We start from the raw sequence: 20,281 nt of genomic DNA on the forward strand, positions 1-20,281 counted from the left end.
CCGGGTAGGGCCGGGGCGGAGCAGCCGGAGAGGATACCCCAGGGGCCCGGCGCCTTGGCGGAGGTAGTCCGTCACGGGCTTACGAAGAAGCACCGCGACCACAAGCGGTACAGCGTCCTGCAGATCATCAACGCGCTGGCGGAGGCCGAGCGGCTCGGCGTGGGCTCCAAGCTCGCGCAGTACTTCCGCGCGACGCGTCGTGACGTTGACGTGGAGCGCGCGTACAGCCGTGCGCAGGCGATCGTGGCGTTCGAGCGCGGTGGTCTGGCGGGGCGCGAGCCGGCGGCCGCCGAGGGCATGGCCGAGAGCCGGACATGGGCGGAAAGCATGAACGCCGTCTCCGGTGATCGCGTTCATCAGTGGCTCCCGCAGAACATCCAAGACGTGATCCGCCTGATGCACGACTCCCGTGTCATGGCGGTTCACGACGAGGAGGAGCACGTCGCGCGAGAGGCCGCGGTGGAGAGCGCCGAGGGGTTGTCCGAGGAGCCCTGCGAGGAGCAGGACTCGTTCGACGACCCGCAGGAGCTCGAAGCCGAGGATGTCGACCCGCTGATGACCGAGGATGCGACCCTGGACGAGGGTTTCCGCGATCCTGCATCCATGGGACCCATCGAAAAGAAGCTCATGGTGGCGATGCTGTGCGAGCTCCTCAGGCGACCTGGGCAGACGGCCCGGGAGGATGGCGCAACTGCATCGGCCGAACCGTCCCCGGAGGGCAGGCATGGTGAGGCCGGCGGAGAGGAACCCGCCGAGCAGCACGTAGTGGGCGACACCAGAGTCGGCGACAACGAGGCCGACGCTGCGCTGGTGGCGGGCGAGCGCTTGGATGCGAGCGCGACGCCAACCCCTGCCGAGCCCATGGCCCCTGCGCCCCCGAGAGCCCCCGCCGCGGGGGTCGTAGCCGCCCCACTGCCCCGACCGTCATTGAGCGCCAGAGCACCCTGCCGTGCTCGTCATGGTGGGGCCAGAGCGTTGCGACGTCCCCCGATCGGAGCGTCACGGCCGTCGAGGGCTCGCCCTCAAGTCAGAGCTTCGAGGCCGTCGCGGGCTCCCTCCTCGGTCGGAGCTTCCGCGGCGGTGGTTTGGTGCTCGCGCACAGCACGAACCCCTGGCAGCCGCTCGCCCCGGGGTCCACCCGTGTACCGCCTCCGTTGATCGAGCGTGGGCTGCGAGATGGCGGCCCATCGATCTCGACTCATACGCAGTAGTCCGGGATCCGAAGGGCTGCCCACATCCTCGACGACCCGCTCGAGCCAGAGAGCACACCCAGAGCGACACCACGGGTCGATGAGTTCGAGCCACGTTTCCGCTCGACGATCGAGCACCGACCCGGGTGAAGCACACCCGTATCGTTGGAGCTGACGACCATGATGACCAAGTCTCGTGTCCCAAGGGGTAGGCGAGGCACGCCGAGGCACGCCTCCACCCCGAGTCCCAAACGACTCCTTTCGTACCCAAGCCGAGCCCTCGTCGGCCACCGCCCTGTCAGTCGACCCGGGCGAACGGATCTCATCCGCCGACACCGAGCTCGGTACCCGGTAAAGGAGGTGACCCCATGACCGTCCGCAAGAGCCAGCGAGGGCGCTGGATGATCGATGCGCGCATTCGTCTGCTCGACGGGTCCGTCGTGCGCGTACGCAAGATCAGCCCCGTGCAGACCAAGCGAGGTGCGAAGAAGTACGAGCAAGATGTCCGGGAGAAGATAGTCGCAGGGACGTGGGGCAAGAACGCCGAGCCTTCGCCGACGTTCGCGTCGTTCTCCACGTACTTCCTCGACAACTATGCGACCACCAACAACCGGCCCAGCACCGTCCGGGAGAAGCGGCGAGCGTTGGGCCGTGGGCTGCTCGACGAGATCGGGCACCTGAAGCTGGATCAGATCGGCACCCGGGAGGTCGAGGCCTTCAAGGCCCGGCGCAAGAAGGACGGGGTCTCGCACAAGACGATCAACGAGGAGCTGGCGATCCTGGCCAAGATGCTCGGGTATGCCGAGGAGGTCGGCGACCTGACCACGCCGCGGCCGAAGATCCGCCGGCTCAAGACGCTCAAGCCGAAGCTCGACTTCCTCGACTTCGACGAGGCCAAGCGGCTCGAGAAGGCGGCCAGTCAAGCATCGGACCCGTGGCGAGCGATGATCCCGATCGCGATGTGGACCGGGCTTCGGCTGGGCGAGCTACGAGCCTTGAAGTGGAATGATGTCGACCTCGTGGCCCGCCACCTGCACGTGCGGCACGCAGCCGATGACCAGGACGTGCTGCACCCGCCCAAGGACGGGGAGCCGCGGATCGTCGAGCTACCGCGCAAGGCGGTTCGGTTGCTCAAGGAGTACAAGCACCTGCGCGGCGACTACGTGTTCTGCCGCGAGAACGGGCTGATCCTCCGCACTCGAGACTGCGAGTCGAAATCCAAGGCGGTCAGGGACGACGGGCCGCTGGCGAAGGTGTGCCGCAAGGCCGGGCTGCGCCCGATCGGTTGGCATGGTTTGAGGCACACCTATGCGTCGCATCTGATGATGAAGGGCGCCAAGCCGGTGGAGGTCCAGGAGTTGCTCGGCCACGCGTCGATGTCGATGACGAATCGGTACACCCACCTGTCGCCGATCGCCCGGAGAGCGGCGGCCGAACTGCTCGACGACGAGCCGCCTGGGCGGCTCAAGGATGATGCGGAGGGTGATTCTCAAGGGTGAACGGAGCTCTCGTTGCGGAGCTGGGTTGTTCTTGGCTAACGCCGCGTAGTGGTCCTCCGTGCTCCGGTATTACACGCAACGATCACGGGGGGCTTCGCGAGTGATGCGCACAGAGCAAGCCAAGTGCGGCCAGATGGCCCGCGCAATGGGGTCGCTGGTCGGCTGGTTCGTCCGCGGGCTCGGATAGTTCGCCATATGCGCGTGGAACGTGGGACAGACAGGAGCGTGGACACAACCGCGAGCCCTTGTTGGGGTGGAAGGTGCCAAGGCGGTCGGCGCGGCGATGTGCGCCGTCGCCCGGCATCGGCTACCCTCGCACAGGACGCGGTCTTGCGTCCCAGGCCGGCAACCGTAAGCTCCCACCCCTCCACCAAGAGCCCGTGCTGCTCACCAAGGACGATGATGTCCCAGCTCAATCTCCTCTCAGCGCCCGCGCCATCGGACATTCCCCGGAAGTTCGTATTGCCGGACGCGGATGTCGCCTTGCATGAGTTCCTTGGGGAGGAGGAGGCAGACCGGCTCTTTGAGGAACTTCGCGTTTCCATCCCGTGGCGGCAAGATCGCATCCGCCTGTACGGCAAGGAGCACGACGCCCCGCGCCTACACCAATGGTTCGCTGACGGCGGTATGAGTTACACGTGGTCGGGGATTCGCATGGAGGCATCTCCCTGGGTGCCTGCCCTCCGGGAGATACGGGAGCGGCTGGAGGTCAAGACGGACATCCACTTCAACACGGTGCTAGCCAACCTCTACCGGGACGGTCATGACACCGTTGGCTGGCATGCCGATGACGAGCCGGAACTTGGCCCCGAGCCCGTGATCGCCAGTGTCAGCCTCGGCGCAGAGCGCGACTTCGTCTTGCAGCACAAGGAGAGGACGGACCTCAAGGAAGTCATCCCGCTGTCACATGGAAGTCTACTGCTGATGAAAGGCAGGACGCAGGCGTGCTGGCAGCACTGTGTCCCCCGGCGAAAGAGGGTACGGGGCGCTCGGATCAATTTGACCTTCCGCCTCGTTTCCACCGAGGGGATCGCAGGTTCGCCCCGGTACTCGGAGAGCGGTTGACACCGACGTAGATCAGGACGCGGTCGGCTTTCGTAGGACCCGCCAGGACAGGCTCCCGCTGAGCCTTGCTTGGTGTTCGAACTTCTTGGCGTAGACCCCGATGGCGTCCTTCTGCTCCCCCCAGTCGTAGATCTTTCGATTGCCTTGGTCCGACTCCAAGACCTCGAGGCCTGCCTCGGCGGCGATTCGGTCGAACATCGTGTAGAATTTTGGGGCGTTGTTGTCACTGAAGAGGACGATGGCTCCGGGCTTCAACCGCTTGAGCATCGTGCGCAGGTAGTCTTCCGCTGCTGTGCCCAGGTGGTAGATTTCCGAGACGAAGAAACTCAAAGTGACCAGATCTGCCTTTGCAATGTTACTGGGCGCATCCCAAGTGCCCGGGTCCCCCACGTCATGCGTCACGTAGTCCGTATGGAGCGGCCTAGACCAGTCCAGCTCGTGTGCCAGATCCGACCATGTGGTCTTCCATCCCAGGCAGCCATCGATTAGTTCACAGTGGAGGGAAGGCGACGCGCTCATGGTATCCATGTACTTGAGAACCCCAACCAGATCGCTTCCCGGCCCGCCGCCGATGGCCACCATGCGGAGCTTTTTCTGGCGGAATAGTTCCTTGGTACTCCCGTTCCATCCGATCAATTCGTACAGCCAGTGAGAATGCGACGAGACATACTTGAATACGTACGCGAATCGAACGACGGGATCGGAGAAATCAGGGCCTCCCGTGTGCGTGAGATCCTTGTAGTCTTTCGTCATGGAGGCCAGTGCGCTCTTGATGGCGGCGTCACGGGTTGCCTCGTCGCCAGGAATATCTGCATAGGTCGCGTCAAGCACCTGCTTTACCACTTCAAAGCACGTCATGGCCATGTCGTACTGTCTCCTCTGGTCTGATTGATCGGTGAATTCGGCTTGGGGTGAAGTCGTCGGTGGAGTGAAGGTAGCCCCGTCTTCTTTGCGTCGGCAATGCGGACACGGCTCACTCGTCGTCCGCTAGGTCGAGAAGCATTTGCTCGTCCTCGTCCCAGCACAGCAGTGTAAGGGTGCGACCGTCGGAGAAGCGCCGGCTGCTCTCGAGCACCTCGTAACCGCTGCCTCTCGGCACGTCAAACCAGCAGCTGGCATCCACGAGGTCTCCTACCTTGCGAGTCGTGTCTGACAAGCGCCGGGCTCCGGCCCCGGCCATCGGTGCGTCCAGGAGCCGCAGGCGATCGGGGAGGTCAGAGTGGAAGCGGAACCACTTGCGTCGCAGATTCTCGTCCTGGGTCACCAGCACGGCCGGACGGGTGCCTCTTTCGATGAGGCGCAGGGCCGTCGCTGTGAGGCTCGTGCCGAAGATCGTTGCGAGGGCGCTGACCCCGTCGAGCGTTGTGGGCTGATTCTCGCAGGCGGGGATGAATAGCCAGTCGGGCAGGAGGAGTTCCGCCGCGAAGCGGTCGGCACGTTGTTCGCGGCCAGGCCCCTCCCAACTGCGTTTCCCCAGGATGTCGCTGCACCGCTCGGCGACGGTGAGTCGCTGGTCGACGTGGCCTCGGTCGTAGATCCAGTGGCCGAGTTCGTGTGCCGCCGAGAAACGCTGCCGGCCCGGCGAACGATCGGACGCCACGGTGATGATTGCGCGTTCGCCGTTTCCGAGCACACGGCCATCGCAGCCGCGCAGGGGTTCGTAGACGATCGTAGCCTTGCACTCCTCGGCTAGACCGTTGATCTCGATATCCTGTGGAGATTCGACGCCGAACTTCTGCAGGAGGTGGTTGGCTGCCTGCTGTGGTGTTCGAGGGGAGCTCACTCGTCCTCCTCGGCCAGGAGGCCCAGTGCGTCGAGTTGGGCTAGGAGACTCTCCACCTCGTCGTCGGGAACCTCCTGGTAGTTGCGCCACCCTGCGGTCATGGAGGACGGCGCCCTTTCGAAGGAAAGCTGAAGAAGCCGTCGCTGTCGGGGTAGCGGGAGCGAGCTTAGCCTGCGAGAAGGGGCCAAGGTGTGACGCCGTTGCTCACTCTCAATGCGACGAGCCTTACGGCGATGTCGACGGACTCCGTCCAGCATCACGCGGTCGAAGGCCACGATCTCCTCATCGGGGTCCAGCCCCGAATCCGCGAGCTCCTGTTTGAGTTCCTCCTCGGTCATCTCCTCGACCGATGCCGCCAGCTCCTCGAAGAGATGAAGGGCGTTGTCGCGATCAGTCTTCGTCGTCATAGCCGTTCAATCTGGCGTCGCAGTCGCCGGGTCAAGGTGTTAAAGGGTTTGCCAGCGTCGATGCCCAGGTCCTCGCGGGCCTCCTGGTAGGTCTTCCCCTCGAGGACGGCATCGAGAAAGAGGACGCAGTCCTCGTCCCTCTTCTCCAGCAAGTGTTCTCGAAGTTTCTCGATGCGCTCGAGTTGATTCGGCGATTGGTCTAGGAGGTAGGGGGCGGAGGGATTTTCGGCCACGAACCTGGCTTCTCGGTCGGTCCGGGCGCGCTGCTTATCCCGCCATGTGGAGGCCACGCTCCACATGATGCGCATCAGGTCTTTCTTGAACGTGCTCCCATTCCACTGCCAACTGCCCGACAGCGCCCGGACTTGGGCCTCCTGAAGGAGGTCGTGAGCGTCGCAGTCGAGGCCACGGGCAAGCACACGGGCATAGCAGAGGAGTTGCAGCTTGTCCCTGTTGGTGAGGGACCCAAGCGCTTCCTCCATCTGATCGTGGAGAGTGTCGCTGCGAGAGAGCGGATCGAAGTCGTCAGCCATGGCTGGGCCGGCTGAGACTACTACCGTGTCCTGGGGCCTCGCGGGACACGAGGTTCTCGGCGGAGCGTCCCTTTTTGGCACCGGATGGCACGAACGGGTCGCCAAACGCCTCGGGTCCAAGAATTTTCGCCGCGGTGTCCGAAAGCGCCCACCGGCTCGGTGAGAAGGGGTGAAGTCGGGCGCTGAGACGTCCGCCACGAGCCCAAGCACAACAAGGAGCCGGTCATGAGTCGCAAGAGGAACCAACACGTCGTTCCCCACCCGAGTGGGTGGGCAGTCAAAGCCGAATGCGCCGAGCGCGCGTCGTCGGTGCATAGGACCCAACAAGAGGCGATCTCCCGTGGCCGAGAGATTTCCCGGAACCAGAGCGCGGAGCTCCTCATCCACGGTCGTGACGGCCGGATCCGGGAGCGCGACAGCCACGGTCGCGATCCGTTTCCTCCGAAGGGTTGATCACCATGACCACCATTCGCATGGCTCACCTGCGCACGCAGAGGATCAACTTCGCGGTGTTTGCGGCTGACGCGCCGTCGCGTCGAGACGTCGACCGGGGCGAGCTCCTCCACGACCTGACGGTTCAGGCTCGCCGAGAGGGCCTTCGCGTGGACAAGTCTGCGCTGGTCTTCTCCGAGGGTGGGCGCAGGAACTACTATGGCACGCCGGATCTGGTGCGATACCTGTCTAGGCATGGGATCTCGCACTGGACTCACACGCTGACGGTATAGGGTACTTTGATGGTGCCTGCGGGGACCTTCCCAGGGAGTTCAGGTAGTGCTCGCTGAAGCCGACCCCGGCCTTGGAGGATCTGGAGATGAAAGAGCTGAAGCGTGGTGCACCCGAGCTGGACTTCATCCGTCTGACCTCGACCAATCCTCGGCTCTCCAGTATGAACCAATACTCGGGGCCAGCGCTCGAAGCATTCGCACGGGAGCTCGCTGGTGCAGCCAACAGCCTCGCCCAGCACCCCCGACGGCTTGCCGGAGTCCGAGCAGAAGCAGTCTTTCGGACGGTCGTCATGGGCATCGGGGACGTGGTGCTGCTGAAGGAGGAGGACGAAGGCTCCGTCGCATACAGAGGAGATGAGGTCGCGGTTCCGGATTTCCGTCTCGTGCTCAGGGATGGTCGTCAGCTCCTCGTCGAGGTGAAGCGGCATGAGTTCGCTGGCGACCTATGCCGCGAATTCTCGATCTCTGATCGACGAGTGCGAGCACTACGCCGATACGCTGAGTTGACAGGTGCCGAACTACGTTTCGCGATTTTTTGGGAACCCCTCGGAAAGTGGACCCTCTCCGAGTTGCGGGCATTCGCCGCGGGAGAGCAAGGGGAGCGACAATGGCGAATCTCGTTTCCAAGCGCGTATGCGACGAACACGATGGCAGATCTCGGAGACTATATCGTCGCGGTCCCTGCGCCGCTCAGGCTGCGCATCGTCGCGGATCCGAGTGCGGACAACCCCGTGGTCGAAGCTGACGGAAAGAAGACGACGCACTTCACCATCCAGCGCGTGGAGCTACTGGCGGACAACTTCGTGTTGAAGGGGATCTCGCAGCAGATCGCCTGGCGGCTGATTTGGTACGGTGAGTGGGACGAGTGGCCGGTGGAGCTCAAGGACGAAGGAGGACAGCTTGTGCACGTCGATATTCCCTTCGGCCCACCGGTTCCGGAGGATCACGCCGGTCCGATCGGTTCGCACCCTGCCGGTGCACTTAGTGACATGATCTCGCGATGTTATCTGCAGGGGGCTTCGGCAACTGTGCACACGACTTCTGAGTCCGAAGTTCTGCACCCGGGCTACATGGGTCGGGATTTCATTCCCTCAAACTGGACCGAACTTGGCCTTGATATGCCGCTCGCGAAGTTTTACATGAGGCCGAACTACGCATTCGAGAAGTGACCCGCGAGCCAGTTCGAGACGCCCGTGTGCGCGGCCAACCGGGGCGTCGTAGGCGCCTGCGAGCGGACTCGAAGACCCACTGCCCGGGAACAGGCATGCTCGTGTGAAGAAAACGGCTTCAAATACCATGTGCCGGCTCGATCTCGCCGAACGGACCGGCGAGGCCGGCTGCTGTGGTACCGTTGTTGTTGCGGCCCAAGACAGGCTGTGTTCGCTGGCTATGGCAACCGATCTGCAACCGATCTTCCTCCCAAACCGCTTTGAAAGACTGGCACGTCGTGCGGAGCAGATGCAGGCGGATCTGCGCCGTATTGTGGTCCGGGTCGATGCCGCAATGGCGCATGCTCAGCATGTGTTCGGTCACATGCGGCAGGCTGATATCTCACGGTTCGAGGTGTTTTTTGGCGACTCAGGTAGCGGTAAGACGACATTTCTCGAGACTCTCCCGATGTTCTTCGAGGGACTCGAATCCCATGCTATCCCGAAAACGGACGAGCTTGCTGTCGCCGTCGATGAGATCAGAGCTTTCGTCGAACAGGCGGGTGACAAGAGGATCCTCCTGTACCTTGAGAAACGTGATAACCCACTGGAGAGTGACAAGGAGATCCTTACCTTTTTTGAGCGGTTGCGCGACTTCTTTCGTGATGCGCCCGCCAGAGTCTGGGTGGTGTGGCCGATCTCGTTGAGGGACGAGGCTGAGCGTGTGCACAAGCTGGCAGTTCGGATTGGTGCGGAGTCGTTGGTGGGGGACGCTGTGGCCCACTATACGTTCTCCGGGCCGCCTCAGGGCGAGTTCTATTCGATCGCGGACAGCACGTCTGCGGTCTTCAATGACGGCAAGGGGTTGGCGGACTATGGTATCGATGAGGAACTCGGGGGAGGTGTGCTCGTTCACGCGCCCACGCTTGGCAAGTACTTCACGAAGCTCATCGGGCTATCGAACAGTATCAATTCGGTTGTGAGTGACGTTCTAAGCGAGCGAGCCAGGCCACGAATCTGGATTGTTGTCGCCGCGGACGATGCCGTCGAGGTGGCGTCGACGGTGAGCGCGCTATCTTTTGGCACCTCGAGGTTGCTGGATGTCGCGCGTTTTACAGCGCGGGCTGAAGGTGTGTTTGATTCCCAGTACATGAAGGATTGGGAGCCGCTTGCTGCGTACGTTCCCTTCCTTTTTCGGGCACTGGATGTGCGGGTGATCGAAATGTCGCCAGAGTTAGCGTTGTCCATTGCGCGAGCGTTTGGGTCGAGTGAGGTGAAGGGAGTGCTGCGGCAGACCAGCACTTCCCGGGCTGACGCCGTTGAAAGACTCAAGGGCTCGCTCCTTGGCCACCTTATCCGTGGCCTTGAGCCTCCCCCGAGCCGGCAGCCGCGGCGGACCAAGACGGAGACGAGGCAAGAGTTCCTTCGCCTTCAATCGCTTGCGCAGAAGAAGCGCGATGGGCAGATCCATGAGGCGATCGGGGAAGCCGTGAGAGACCTCGTCAGTTCCGTTGCTGGTGCCGAAGTCGAGGTTGAGACAAAGGACGCGGGCACAGGCGAACTGCGGCCTGACATACGCATCAGGCATCCAGACGGCGACCCGATATGCCTTGAGTTTACGTGGCGCACGACCGGGCTCCTGCGAGACGACGATTCGGGGAACGCGTCGGTCGGGGTCTCGCAGCCCTCCAGTGGCTCGCAGAACACGGCGACGCCCGGGCATATCCAGCAGTACGTGTTCAAGAAGGTGTTCGAGTACGTCAAGGCCCTGGACCTCCACCGACTGAAGGACTTTCGAAACTCAGAGCTTTGAGGCGGCTGAGATCCTCCGTGGCGGTGCGCTAGGCCAGGACGTGTCAGTCTATGCTTGACGGAGGATCGTTCGAATTGCCACCATCCAACAACGTATCGGTGATGTGGCTATCTTCGGGGTCATGGGCGTCGCCGACATCATGGAGGAGCGTCGGGTAGTGTTCGTGAAGATACTCGTCCGCTTGCGCAGCGACCTCCTCGGCGGCTGCTGCGGTTCGTGCGTCTGTCGCGCTTTTTGCTTCACGTGCCGCAGTGTTCAGGCGCCATGCCAACTGAAATATGTCTTGTGCGATAGCGTATTTGGCTATCATGACCATTTCATCCGGCCGATTGTAAAAGCCTGCGATCATCGCGTTCCCGATTGGCTCGACGACACCGCTATTCAGACATGGCACAGAGCCCTTTCCGGGAAAGTCGTGAAAGTGAAAACCGACCATGTCACGCCAGCGCTCGTCTTGAACGCGACGAAGGAAACCGTCAAACGAACCAACCGTCGCGATGATCCATCCGTTTAGGCTTACTTTGCCCCCTGATTCCCCCAGAGGAAGGACCGCAAGCTGAGCGAGAACCATCCACGGGTGGATGTTTCCGATCATCGTCGACGGTTCGGGCAGCTCAATCTCGCCGAGCACCTGCCCTCGGAACGATACCTGCAGCGTGGTCCCTGTGGGAATTGTCTCCGTGTTCGGGGAGTCAGATAGTGCTTGGCGAAGGAGTTGGATGAAGCGACCAGGGGCCCGATCGGCAACTGCTCGGAGTGCCCCAGCTCCAACGATGTCGCCCAGTGGTAGTAGCTCGCTTCGCCGCATCAGTGCTTTGTAGGCTTCGTCGAAATCTGGAAGTGCCGAGATGGTTTCGCCGAGTTCGAGTGCTGCGGCCTTGGCGAACAGTTCGAGATGGCGGGGCAAAAGAAGCACCTCTTCGCGAGCGCCTAGGCGTGTGGATAGGAAGCTATGTGTGAGCAACCACTGCAAGGTTGGCGATGGTATCAGTTCTGTTGCAACATCCTGCCGCATTGCCGCTGCTCGGTATGATGCTAGTTGTAGTTCTGTGTCGCTTGCTCGTGTCGCAATGTCCTTGAGGTATGCTCGTGCGAGACTTCGTAGCGCAGATACGAGTTCGTGGTTCGTACGCGCGAAGGCACCCCACACCGCATCGATTTCACCGAGCGTGGTAGTGCTCGGGAACTTGATGCATGTTCCGTCGTCGGCCAGGGTCCGGGCAGGCATGCGGCCCGCGATCACTCGAAGCACACGCGGCTCGCGGTACTCGATGTTGTACTGTCCACCGAAGTGGGGCTGACTGCGTGTCGCGTCGAAGAGTTGCTCTGTTGCCGCGTTGAACTCTCGATCCGAGAGCAGTTCGAGTTGGACAACCTCGGCGTGCTGGCCTAGCTCTGTCTTCGTCTGGCGTCCCGGCCGCACCGACAATGCCTTCCAAGTGTTTGGGTCGAGTGCGAGGACGATGGATAGTGGCGATAATGCCCCGAGTGCCAGCAGCTCATCCAGATCGCCAAGCCAGGCGTCGTTCAATTCGGGCACGATCTCATCAAGGAGGAGCACGAGACGCGTCTCACCGTGCATCGTCCGCAGCGAGGTCGAGAGCCACTGCCGTACTTGGTCCGGGCTCGTCGCTGTAAAGAGGTTCCTGGCGAATACGGAGGCCAGTAGTCGAAGGGGCCCCTGCCTGGCGCTGCTCGCGTCGACGTAGAGCGGCACCAAGTCGCCGGTCGCCAGTTTCTCGCAGCACTGCTTCAGTACAACCGATTTTCCGGAGAGCGGAGGCCCTGCGACCACGACTGCTGGTGCTTTCTTCCGGAGCTTGCCGAGCACGCTGGCAACGACCTCGCGTTCCACTGAGAACCCGCGAGCGAACGGAAATGTAAATTCCCGGAGCTCTCCAGTACGTGCCGCGAGCGCGTCTATGGTGTATGTGCGAAGGAAGTCTGCCCACACGTCCGGGTTGGCACCCAGTAGGCTGCGGATCGCCTCGTCACGCGCCGCGGCGGCGACGGCGGAAGCGCCGGTGATGAGCTTGGCGAAGACCTCGTGGTCAATGCTGGACTGCTCCCACGGCGTCCCGTCGATGGTTTTGTAGAACTTCGTCGTCGTTCCGTTCGACAGGATCACCAACGGTGGCATCGGCGTGAGCAGGCGCGCGTAGGACAGCCCCTGATCGCGATCGTCGTCGGTGAGATCGATGCCTGGACGCTTCAGCTCAAGAATCGCGACGTGGCCGACCTCGGCGGTCAGCAGAACGTCGGCGCGGCCCTTCTTCTCCCAGCCCTTGCGGCCATCGGCTCGGATGTCGTGGTGCCCGAGCCGGACGGTGAAGTGAACCTGGTGTGTTACCTGAACGCCGGTAACGGGGAACAGGTTGCCGAGCAGTGCTCCCAGGTGGGCCTCGAAAGTCGCCTCGTTGATCATCGCAGCTCCGTCAAGATGTCGGGCATGGTCCCTCATTGCAGTCAGGCCGTACAGCGTGTTTCGCCTGTTCCTCTCGCGACTCCCGATGGGCTGCGCTTTGCCGATGTCATCGTTTCTGTCGCGGCGTGAAGGCGTGGGAGGAACGATTCTCGACATGTGCTCGCTGGTCTTCGGTCGGTCAGGTCGATGACGGTCACCTGGTCTTGGACATGTCGCGACGGCCAGGAGCGGGTGGGCATCGGTTGGTCACGGAGTGGCCAACGGGGCCCGCCCCTTGGCGACCCACGGGTGGAGCGCGGCTCCACCACGAGCACGTCGGGTATTGCTTAGTCCCGGTGGAGGCTCCGATCGCCGTATGCTCGACCCCGCCCGACCATCGACGCCCGGTCCTCCACCTGCAGGCCATCCCGCGTTACCATCTCCCCGCCAACCCGCGTCGCCGAACCGAAACCAAGGTGACGCAGTGACCATTCGAAAGACCCAGCGGGGACGCTGGATGATCGACGTGAAGATCAGGATGCCCGACGGATCCCTCACCCGCATTCGCAAGGTCAGCCCGGTGCCGACCAAGCGGGGCGCGGAGCAGCTCGAGCGCGAGGTTCGAGGTGCCCTGGCCGCGGGGACCTACGGGAGCAAGGAGGACGAGGAGGAGGTGCCGACGTTCAAGGAGTTCGCCGGCTACTTCATCGAGACCTACGCAACCACCAACAACCGACCCAGCACCGTCCGCGAGAAGCGGCGGACGCTCGGCCGTGGGCTGCTCGAGCACCTCGGGCGCCTGCGCCTGCACCAGATCACCGCCCGCCACGTGGAGACCTTCAAGGCTCGCCGCAAGAAGGACGGGGTGGGGCCCAAGACGATCAACGAGGAGCTCGCGATCCTCTCGAAGATCCTCGGCTACGCCGGGGAGATCGGGGAGCTGACCAAAGCCCCTCCGAAGATCCGGCGCCTCAAGGTGCCCAAGCCGGCGTTCGACTTCCTCGACTTCAAGGAAGGCAAGCGCCTGATCAAGGCCGCTCGTCGTGCACCCGAGCCCTGGTGCGCGATGATCCCCACGGCGATGTGGACCGGCCTACGCCTCGGCGAGCTCCGGGCCCTCCGCTGGGAGGACGTCGACCTCGTGGCCGCACGGCTCCACGTGCGCCAAGCGGCCGACGACGAGAACGAGCTGCACCCGCCCAAGAGCGGCCAGCCCCGGATCGTCGACCTCCCCAAGAAGGCGGTCGCAGTTCTCCGCGACCAGCAGCAGCACCAGCGCGGCGACTACGTGTTCAGCCGCGAGGACGGCTCGATGCTCACCCGGTGGGATTGCGAGCCGAAGTCCAAGGACGCCAAGCACGACAGCCCCATCACCACGGTCAGCCGCAAGGCGGGCCTACGCCGGGTGGGCTGGCACATGCTCCGGCACACCTACGCGTCGCACCTCGTGATGAGCGGCGCGAACCTCCTCGAGGTCAAGGAGCTCCTCGGCCACGCATCGCTCGAGATGACGATGCGATACGCCCACCTCTCCCCGAGCGCCCGACGAAAAGCCGTCGAGCTGCTCGACGGGGCGGATGGGGCACCGGAGGGGCAACATGGGGGCATCGCCGAAGACCCCTAACGCATAAGCTTATGAATTTATTGGATTAATTCGCGGAGGCGCACAGGAATCGAACCTGCCCAGGATGCTCCTCGCACCCCACACCGGTTTTGAAGACCGGGGACAGCACCAGCACGTCGAGCGCCTCCCCAAGGGAATCTCGGGTCGGAAGGGGACAAAGCGAAGGGGGCCTCAGGGGACGCAGGGCTGGCAGGCCGGGCGGCCGTCGGGGTCTTCGTAGGCGCGGGCGAAGACGGAGTCGGCGCGCTTCTGTAGCACGAAACGAGAGGTCACACCGTCGCTGCCAAAGAGATCCTCGGGCAAGGGGCGGAAGTTGTAGGTGGACGCGATGTCCATGATCTCGGCGACGATGATGTACGTGTCGGTGTCGCCGCCGTCTCCCCCACCACCGTCCGTGGCCGTCCCCCCACCGTCTCCAGCCCCGTTGGCCTCGGACAGGCTCACCGAAGGCGGAATGTCACCCGCGTTGAACTCGCGCCAGAACATCTCGTCGTTGGCAAAGTCGTAGGCAAAGCAGCGGCAGTCCCAATGGGTGGTGTCCGGCGTCAACAAACACGGCGAGTTGGCCGCGGTGTCGGTCTCGCGCTCGATGCACGCGGCCGAGGTCACCACCTTCTCGGACGCGTCGAAGCTGAGCATGAACGCGTCGCGACGGTTGGCGTTGTCGACGTCGCGGAGCTCACCACCCTCGAGAGCGTACTTGATCACCGACCAAACCCCCTCCTCCTGGAAGAGCTTGGGCGTGGGCGGATCATCCTTGCAGGCCCCCGCACAAAGACAGAGACCCAGAGCGCCCAACACGAGGAACGAAGGATTGCGCGGCTTGGACATGAGGATGGTCCGGGCACGCTACCACACCCGCCCAGGGTTCCGTAATGCAGGACACGATCGCGGGCTGGAGCCAGGAGACGGCGGCGGGGCCGTTGACACGCCGTGGGTCCATGCTTAGGTTCCGCCGCGCGGTGTCCGCCAAACGCGACTACTATGAGGTCCTGGGGGTTGCCCGCGATGCGGAGCCCGGTGATATCAAGCGGGCCTACCGCAAGGCGGCCATGAAGTTTCACCCGGATCGCAATCCGGGGGATGCCGAGGCGGAGGAGCGCTTCAAGGAGGCCGCCGAGGCGTTCGAAGTGCTCTCCGATGGGGAGAAGCGCCAGCTCTACGATCGCTTCGGACACGAAGGACCGTCGCGGGCGGGGTTCTCGGGGTTCTCGGGGTCCGAGGAGATCTTCAGCCACTTCGGAGACCTGTTCGGGGACCTCTTTGGCAACCTGGGGTTCGGAGGCCGGCGCGGCGGACCGCAGCGTGGTGCCGACATCAAGGTCCAGCTCGAGATCACGCTGCAAGACGTGGTCAATGGGGCCAACCGCGATGTGGCGGTACCCCGGCGCGAGACCTGTGGCACGTGCGGCGGCGCAGGAGCCAAGCCGGGAACGTCGGCCGAGACGTGTCGGCACTGCGGCGGGCGCGGTCAGGTGATGCACCAGCAGGGCTTCTTCACCCTGCAGACCACTTGCCCGGTGTGCCGAGGCGAAGGACGCCTCATCACCGACCCGTGCCGCGACTGCTCGGGTACGGGCACGGTCCAGCGCGAGACCACCCTGACCGTCAACGTGCCGCCAGGGGTCGACGACGGCCAGACCCTGCGGATCCAGGGCCGAGGCCAGGCCGGCCCCCGGGGAGGCCCTCCCGGCAATCTCTACGTGGTGCTGCGGCTCAAGCCCGACTCCCGCTTCGTCCGCGACGAGTTCGACATCCACAGCAAGGTCGAGATCTCGATGTTCCAGGCCGCGCTCGGCTGCACGATGCAGGTCGATACGCTGGAGGGCACCGACGAGGTCCAGATCAAGCCGGGCACCCAGGCGGGCGAGGTGCTCATCCGGCGCGGTCAGGGCATCCCGGTGCTTGGCGAGCGTGGACGAGGAGACCACCACGTGCACGTGGAGGTCACCATCCCCGAAGACCTCAGCAAGGAAGAGGCCGAGACCCTGCGCCAGATGGCCGAAGCTCGCGGCGAGCACGTCACGCCTCCTCGCACGGGCTTGTTCAGCGGCTTTCGCAAGCGCAGGCGTGGCTAGGCATCCCATGCCGGGGCCCCCGCGAGGACCCACTTGGGGGATGGCCGCGTGGCTCGTGGGAGCCCTGCTGGTTGGGGGATGCTCGTTCAACCAGGCCACGGGACGCCTGCAGCTCACGGCGGTCTCGGAGTCGGAGGAGATCCAGCTCGGGCAGGAGAACGACGCCGAAGTGGTGGCGGCGCTGGGCCTCTACGAAGACGAGCGCCTGTCGAGCCTGGTGGAGGAAGTGGGAGCGAAGCTGGCGGCTCAGTCGGAGCGACCACGCCTGCCGTGGACGTTCCGCGTGCTGGACGATCCCACGGTCAACGCGTTTGCGCTGCCGGGAGGCTATGTCTACGTCACCCGGGGGCTGCTGGTGCACCTGCGCTCGACCGACGAGCTGGCCGCGGTGCTGGGCCACGAGCTCGGCCACGTGACGGCACGCCATGGGGTGATCCAGCTGCGCAAGAGCCGAGTCGCGGCGGCGAGCGTGGGGCTGTTTCGCGTGGTCGATCCCAACCTTCGCCACGTGGGGGGCATCGCGGCGAGCACGGCCGGCCTGGCGCTGCTCAAGTACAGCCGCGACGACGAGTACGAGGCCGACTCGTTGGGGCTGCGCTACGTGGGACGGGCCGGGTTCGAGCCGGCGGCCACGGTGTCGGTGTTCGACGTGCTGGTGGGCGTGGGCAAGGTGGAGCACGCGCAGCGCGTGCCATCCTGGCTGTCCACCCACCCCGACCCGCAAGCGAGACGGACACGGGTGGCGTCGATGGCCAAGGGCGAGCCCCCCGCGGCCGACCCGGAGTACCTCGCGCGACTCGATGGGGTCCTCTACGGCATGGATCCTCGTGACGGCTACATCGTCGGTGAGACCTTCGTGCATCCGAAGCAGGGCTACGCGATCGATCTGCCAGCAGGCTGGCAGGCCAGCCACGACGGGCCGCGGGCGATGGCGATCTCGGAGGACGAAGCCGCGCTGCTCGTGCTGCTGCCGTTCGAGGCCGAGTCGGCCGAGGCAGCACTCGACGACTTCTTCGCCGATGGGTCGATGCAGCGCGGCGAGACCTGGAGCGGCACGGTCGGCGGGTTCTCGGTGGTCTCGGCCGGGTTCTCGGCGGCGAGCTCCGACGCGAGCCTCATGGGCCTGTTGGCCTTCATCGACTACGGTGAGCAAGTGATCGCCGTGGTCGCGCTTGGACCCGTGGAGGGCTGGGAGGCGCGCAGCGAGGTGGTGGCGCGGAGCTTCGCGAGCTTCCGTCGCGCCGCGCCGGCGCTCGCAGGGGTGGAGCCCATGCGCGTGAAGCTGCTGACGCTCGAAGACGCGGCGACGCTGTTGCAGGTGCAGGAGCGGGCGCCCTCGGCGATCGACCTGCCGCGGCTGGCGTTGCTCAACACCATCGAGGATCCGACCGCGTCGCTGCCGGCCGGCACGGTGATCAAGCGGGTGCAGGGGATCGATCCGAGGACTAGAACAACCCAGCCGTCCACGCCACCTCCAGCTCACAGTCCCGGCTGAGCGTCGCCATGCGGTTGTCGAAGAGATAGGCCCGGGTCTCGCCAGTCGCGCCAAACGGCAGCTCGATGAGCGGTGGGCTCTCGTCCATGGTGACCGTGCGAAAGCCCAGCACGTCGATCGCGTAGCGTCCGGGCTGGCGCCCGGAGTTGGCGCATGCATCGAGCCCATCGCAAGCCTCGTCGGGCTCGAGCTCGAGCATGAAGGCGTGCCCCAGCGGCGGCACGCCGAGGGTGCGCGAGGCGATGTACCAGGGGACGGACGGCTCGTCTGCCTCCCACAGCACCACGCCAGCCCACTCGCAGCCGCTGGGCCCCATCCGAGCCCACATGCTCACGCGGCCGCAGTCGGGTAGCGTGATGTTCTCGTCGAAGGCTCGGTCCGCAGCGAGCTCGATGTTCAGCTGCGGGGGCTCTTCGGCGCAATCGCAGCTGAGCGGCATGCACTGCTCGTGCACCATGCTGTCCCCCGTGCTGGCGTAGAGGTTGGCACCCAGGGCGAAGTCGACGTACGGGACGGAGCAATCGGGGGGTCGAACCACTCCGTCGAGGTCGACGGTGATCGCGAGCGGCTGTGATGGTCCGAGCTCGCATGCCATCACTCCGCTGCTCTCGTCCGCGATGGCCGTATCGGTGCCGCTCGTGCCCTCGGTGGGGTTCTGGGTCGAGTCCTCGCCAGCGCTCGAGCTCTCGTAGGCCGGGTTCGGGGAGCTGCAGGCCGCGAGCCCGACGGACCAAGACGAGAGCCAGACCAAGAACAAGCCACGCATGCCCAAGATCGTACCTCGCCCGGGTCTCGGACCGAGCCACGGAGGCGACACGAGCGGCCGAACGGGGTTGGCCGGCCGCGAAGAGCCTCACTCCTCGTCCATGAACGGGTACGAGAAGCGGCGCGGGGGATCGAAGGTTTCCTTGATCGTACGCGCCGAGATCCATCGGCCGAGGTTCTGAGCCGAGCCGGCCTTGTCGTTGGTGCCCGAGGCCCGGGTGCCCCCAAAGGGCTGCTGCCCCACGACCGCGCCGGTGGGCTTGTCGTTGACGTAGAAGTTGCCGGCGGCGTGGCGCAGCCGCACGAGGGCCTGGTGCGCGGCCCTTCGGTCGCGGGCGAACACGGCCCCGGTCAGCCCGTAGGGGCTGGTCGAGTCGCACAGGTCGAGGGTCTGCGCGTACTCGGCGGCTGGATAGACGTAGATCGTGAGCACGGGGCCGAACAGCTCCTCGCACATGGTGCGGTACCTGGGATCGGTGGCGACGATCACGGAAGGCCCCAAGAACCAGCCGCGAGCGTCGTCGTGCTCGCCCCCGAGGACCTCCTGCACGCCCTTGCCCACGCTGGCCTTGGCCTCGTTCACGGCCCCGGTGAGCTTGGCGTAGCTGCGGGCGTCGATCACGGCGCCCATGAAGTTGCGGAAGTCGGCCACGTCGCCCATCTGGATCTGGGCGAGGCCATCACCGAGGCCGGCCCGGATCTTGGGCCACAGGGTGTCGGGGACGTAGGCGCGGGAGGCCGCGGAGCACTTTTGGCCCTGGAACTCGAAGGCGCCGCGCAGCAAGGCGGTGACGACGGTGTCGACGTCGGCGCTCTGGTGCACGAACACGAAGTCCTTGCCGCCGGTCTCGCCCACGAGCCGCGGATACTGGTGGTAGCGGGCGATGTTCTCGCCCACGGTGCGCCACACGCCGTGGAACACGTCGGTGCTGCCGGTGAAGTGCACGCCGGCGAGGCGCGAGTCGGCGAGCACGGGGTCGCCCACGGCGGGGCCGGAGCCGGGCAGGAAGTTGATGACCCCGGGGGGCAACCCCGCCTCGTGCAGCAGCTCCATGATCACGTGGCCGGAGAGCACGGAGGTGGAGGCGGGCTTCCACACCACCGTGTTGCCGATGAGGGCGGGTGCGGTGGGCAGGTTGCCGGCGATCGAGGTGAAGTTGAACGGCGAGACCGCGAACACGAAGCCGTCGAGGGGCCGGTACTCGACCCGGTTCCACGTGCCGGTCGGCGACAGCGGCTGATCGGCCATGATCTCGGTGAGGTACTGGACGTTGAAGCTCCAAAAGTCGATGAGCTCGCAGGCGGCGTCGATCTCGGCCTGGTGCGCGGTCTTGGACTGACCGAGCATGGTGGCGGCGTTCAGACGGTCGCGCCACGGGCCGCGCAGGAGGGCGGCCGCGCGCAGGAACACGGAGGCACGCTCCTCCCAGGGCAGGGCGGCCCACTCGGGGCGAGCGGCCTGCGCGGCGTCGATGGCCGCGTGCACCTCGGCGGCGGACGCCTTGTGGAACACGCCGAGGCGGTGCCGATGATCGTGGGGCATGACCATCGGCGAGGTGTCACCGGTGTGGACGGGACGACCGGCGACGATGGGCGCGGCCTCGACCTCGAGCCCGGACTGACGCGCGAGCTCGGCCTTGAGGGAGGCGCGCTCGGGTGATCCTGGTGCGTAGGTGCGGACGGGCTCGTTGACGGGAGTGGGGGCGCGGAACAGGCCGATCGACATGGCGGGGCTCGGGTCGGTGGGGGGTC

General features: G+C 64.8%; 19 protein-coding genes and 1 tRNA gene. 9 read left to right on the top strand and 11 right to left on the bottom strand.

Annotated features, from left to right (window positions below; all coding sequences use genetic code 11):
• A partial coding sequence (locus OEB96_RS02565) for a hypothetical protein (RefSeq protein WP_266213808.1) occupies nucleotides 1-762 on the bottom strand: 762 nt, incomplete at its 3' end.
• A 796-nt stretch (nucleotides 763-1,558) separates the two neighbouring features.
• Between OEB96_RS02565 and OEB96_RS02570 the strand changes: the two genes are divergently transcribed.
• Nucleotides 1,559-2,689, top strand: a complete 1,131-nt coding sequence (locus OEB96_RS02570; protein ID WP_266213809.1) for a tyrosine-type recombinase/integrase — start codon at nucleotides 1,559-1,561, stop codon at nucleotides 2,687-2,689.
• 399 nt (nucleotides 2,690-3,088) lie between these two features.
• The gene (locus tag OEB96_RS02575) at nucleotides 3,089-3,754 is read left to right on the top strand and encodes an alpha-ketoglutarate-dependent dioxygenase AlkB family protein (protein ID WP_266213810.1); all 666 of its coding nucleotides are present in this window, start codon (nucleotides 3,089-3,091) and stop codon (nucleotides 3,752-3,754) included.
• Between the two features lie 12 nt (nucleotides 3,755-3,766).
• Here the strand turns inward: OEB96_RS02575 and OEB96_RS02580 are convergent, their stop codons facing one another.
• From OEB96_RS02580 to OEB96_RS02595, 4 genes are all read right to left on the bottom strand, one after another.
• Nucleotides 3,767-4,618, bottom strand: coding sequence for a hypothetical protein (locus tag OEB96_RS02580; RefSeq protein ID WP_266213811.1), 852 nt, complete (start codon nucleotides 4,616-4,618; stop codon nucleotides 3,767-3,769).
• 109 nt (nucleotides 4,619-4,727) lie between these two features.
• Nucleotides 4,728-5,537 carry an ImmA/IrrE family metallo-endopeptidase gene (locus OEB96_RS02585; protein WP_266213812.1) on the bottom strand — a complete coding sequence of 270 codons (810 nt, stop codon included), beginning with the start codon at nucleotides 5,535-5,537 and terminating at the stop codon, nucleotides 4,728-4,730.
• Complete coding sequence (locus OEB96_RS02590; RefSeq protein ID WP_266213813.1) at nucleotides 5,534-5,944, bottom strand: hypothetical protein; 411 nt, start codon at nucleotides 5,942-5,944, stop codon at nucleotides 5,534-5,536. Before OEB96_RS02590 ends, OEB96_RS02585 begins: the two co-directional genes overlap by 4 nt.
• Nucleotides 5,941-6,477 (bottom strand): RNA polymerase sigma factor, encoded by a 537-nt coding sequence (locus OEB96_RS02595; protein ID WP_266213814.1) that lies wholly within the window; start codon nucleotides 6,475-6,477, stop codon nucleotides 5,941-5,943. Before OEB96_RS02595 ends, OEB96_RS02590 begins: the two co-directional genes overlap by 4 nt.
• Nucleotides 6,478-6,702: 225 nt before the next feature.
• Here OEB96_RS02595 and OEB96_RS02600 point away from each other — a divergent pair, with 225 nt between their 5' ends.
• The 3 genes from OEB96_RS02600 to OEB96_RS02610 all read left to right on the top strand — a co-directional run bounded on the left by OEB96_RS02600 (nucleotide 6,703) and on the right by OEB96_RS02610 (nucleotide 8,371).
• Nucleotides 6,703-6,930, top strand: a complete 228-nt coding sequence (locus OEB96_RS02600) for a DUF2188 domain-containing protein (RefSeq protein WP_266213815.1) — start codon at nucleotides 6,703-6,705, stop codon at nucleotides 6,928-6,930.
• A 5-nt stretch (nucleotides 6,931-6,935) separates the two neighbouring features.
• Nucleotides 6,936-7,202 carry a hypothetical protein gene (locus OEB96_RS02605; RefSeq protein WP_266213816.1) on the top strand — a complete coding sequence of 89 codons (267 nt, stop codon included), beginning with the start codon at nucleotides 6,936-6,938 and terminating at the stop codon, nucleotides 7,200-7,202.
• Between the two features lie 86 nt (nucleotides 7,203-7,288).
• Nucleotides 7,289-8,371: a hypothetical protein gene (locus tag OEB96_RS02610; RefSeq protein WP_266213817.1), complete on the top strand. Its 1,083-nt coding sequence runs from the start codon at nucleotides 7,289-7,291 to the stop codon at nucleotides 8,369-8,371.
• A gap of 118 nt (nucleotides 8,372-8,489) precedes the next feature.
• On the opposite strand, the gene OEB96_RS02615 is transcribed toward OEB96_RS02610, so the two are convergent.
• The gene (locus OEB96_RS02615; protein WP_266213818.1) at nucleotides 8,490-8,735 is read right to left on the bottom strand and encodes a hypothetical protein; all 246 of its coding nucleotides are present in this window, start codon (nucleotides 8,733-8,735) and stop codon (nucleotides 8,490-8,492) included.
• On the opposite strand from OEB96_RS02615, the gene OEB96_RS02620 reads away from it, so the two are divergent.
• On the top strand, nucleotides 8,736-10,163 hold the full coding sequence (locus OEB96_RS02620; RefSeq protein WP_266213819.1) for a hypothetical protein: 1,428 nt from the start codon (nucleotides 8,736-8,738) through the stop codon (nucleotides 10,161-10,163).
• Between the two features lie 43 nt (nucleotides 10,164-10,206).
• Here the strand turns inward: OEB96_RS02620 and OEB96_RS02625 are convergent, their stop codons facing one another.
• Entirely contained in the window at nucleotides 10,207-12,588 is a 2,382-nt protein-coding gene (locus tag OEB96_RS02625; protein WP_266213820.1) for a hypothetical protein, read from the bottom strand.
• 463 nt (nucleotides 12,589-13,051) lie between these two features.
• On the opposite strand from OEB96_RS02625, the gene OEB96_RS02630 reads away from it, so the two are divergent.
• Nucleotides 13,052-14,191 carry a tyrosine-type recombinase/integrase gene (locus OEB96_RS02630; RefSeq protein WP_266213821.1) on the top strand — a complete coding sequence of 380 codons (1,140 nt, stop codon included), beginning with the start codon at nucleotides 13,052-13,054 and terminating at the stop codon, nucleotides 14,189-14,191.
• A 33-nt stretch (nucleotides 14,192-14,224) separates the two neighbouring features.
• Here OEB96_RS02630 and OEB96_RS02635 read toward each other — a convergent pair.
• Both OEB96_RS02635 and OEB96_RS02640 read right to left on the bottom strand, forming a co-directional pair.
• Nucleotides 14,225-14,319 (bottom strand) — tRNA-Sec (locus tag OEB96_RS02635).
• Nucleotides 14,320-14,362: 43 nt separating this feature from the next.
• Complete coding sequence (locus tag OEB96_RS02640; protein WP_266213822.1) at nucleotides 14,363-15,022, bottom strand: hypothetical protein; 660 nt, start codon at nucleotides 15,020-15,022, stop codon at nucleotides 14,363-14,365.
• A gap of 131 nt (nucleotides 15,023-15,153) precedes the next feature.
• Between OEB96_RS02640 and dnaJ the strand changes: the two genes are divergently transcribed.
• Both dnaJ and OEB96_RS02650 read left to right on the top strand, forming a co-directional pair.
• A complete protein-coding gene (gene dnaJ / locus OEB96_RS02645) occupies nucleotides 15,154-16,269 on the top strand; it encodes a molecular chaperone DnaJ (RefSeq protein WP_266213823.1) in 1,116 nt (371 codons plus the stop codon).
• A gap of 40 nt (nucleotides 16,270-16,309) precedes the next feature.
• Nucleotides 16,310-17,764: a M48 family metalloprotease gene (locus OEB96_RS02650; RefSeq protein ID WP_266213824.1), complete on the top strand. Its 1,455-nt coding sequence runs from the start codon at nucleotides 16,310-16,312 to the stop codon at nucleotides 17,762-17,764.
• Here OEB96_RS02650 and OEB96_RS02655 read toward each other — a convergent pair.
• Nucleotides 17,715-18,530: a hypothetical protein gene (locus tag OEB96_RS02655; RefSeq protein ID WP_266213825.1), complete on the bottom strand. Its 816-nt coding sequence runs from the start codon at nucleotides 18,528-18,530 to the stop codon at nucleotides 17,715-17,717. The genes OEB96_RS02650 and OEB96_RS02655 overlap by 50 nt on opposite strands.
• Nucleotides 18,531-18,617: 87 nt before the next feature.
• Nucleotides 18,618-20,255, bottom strand: a complete 1,638-nt coding sequence (pruA, locus tag OEB96_RS02660; protein ID WP_266213826.1) for an L-glutamate gamma-semialdehyde dehydrogenase — start codon at nucleotides 20,253-20,255, stop codon at nucleotides 18,618-18,620.
• Nucleotides 20,256-20,281 lie beyond the last annotated feature (26 nt).

The organism is Paraliomyxa miuraensis (assembly GCF_026337845.1).
GTDB classification, from domain to species: Bacteria; Myxococcota_A; Polyangia; order Nannocystales; family Nannocystaceae; genus Paraliomyxa; species Paraliomyxa miuraensis.

Coding starts and splice junctions, on each gene's coding strand:
- OEB96_RS02570 (WP_266213809.1), top strand. CDS start 1,559: ATGACCGTCCGCAAGAGCCAGCGAGGGCGCTGGATGATCGATGCGCGC.
- OEB96_RS02575 (WP_266213810.1), top strand. CDS start 3,089: ATGATGTCCCAGCTCAATCTCCTCTCAGCGCCCGCGCCATCGGACATT.
- OEB96_RS02580 (WP_266213811.1), bottom strand. CDS start 4,618: ATGGCCATGACGTGCTTTGAAGTGGTAAAGCAGGTGCTTGACGCGACC.
- OEB96_RS02590 (WP_266213813.1), bottom strand. CDS start 5,944: ATGACGACGAAGACTGATCGCGACAACGCCCTTCATCTCTTCGAGGAG.
- OEB96_RS02595 (WP_266213814.1), bottom strand. CDS start 6,477: ATGGCTGACGACTTCGATCCGCTCTCTCGCAGCGACACTCTCCACGAT.
- OEB96_RS02600 (WP_266213815.1), top strand. CDS start 6,703: ATGAGTCGCAAGAGGAACCAACACGTCGTTCCCCACCCGAGTGGGTGG.
- OEB96_RS02605 (WP_266213816.1), top strand. CDS start 6,936: ATGACCACCATTCGCATGGCTCACCTGCGCACGCAGAGGATCAACTTC.
- OEB96_RS02610 (WP_266213817.1), top strand. CDS start 7,289: ATGAAAGAGCTGAAGCGTGGTGCACCCGAGCTGGACTTCATCCGTCTG.
- OEB96_RS02620 (WP_266213819.1), top strand. CDS start 8,736: ATGCGGCAGGCTGATATCTCACGGTTCGAGGTGTTTTTTGGCGACTCA.
- OEB96_RS02625 (WP_266213820.1), bottom strand. CDS start 12,588: ATGATCAACGAGGCGACTTTCGAGGCCCACCTGGGAGCACTGCTCGGC.
- OEB96_RS02640 (WP_266213822.1), bottom strand. CDS start 15,022: ATGTCCAAGCCGCGCAATCCTTCGTTCCTCGTGTTGGGCGCTCTGGGT.
- OEB96_RS02650 (WP_266213824.1), top strand. CDS start 16,310: ATGGCCGCGTGGCTCGTGGGAGCCCTGCTGGTTGGGGGATGCTCGTTC.
- OEB96_RS02655 (WP_266213825.1), bottom strand. CDS start 18,530: ATGCGTGGCTTGTTCTTGGTCTGGCTCTCGTCTTGGTCCGTCGGGCTC.
- pruA (WP_266213826.1), bottom strand. CDS start 20,255: ATGTCGATCGGCCTGTTCCGCGCCCCCACTCCCGTCAACGAGCCCGTC.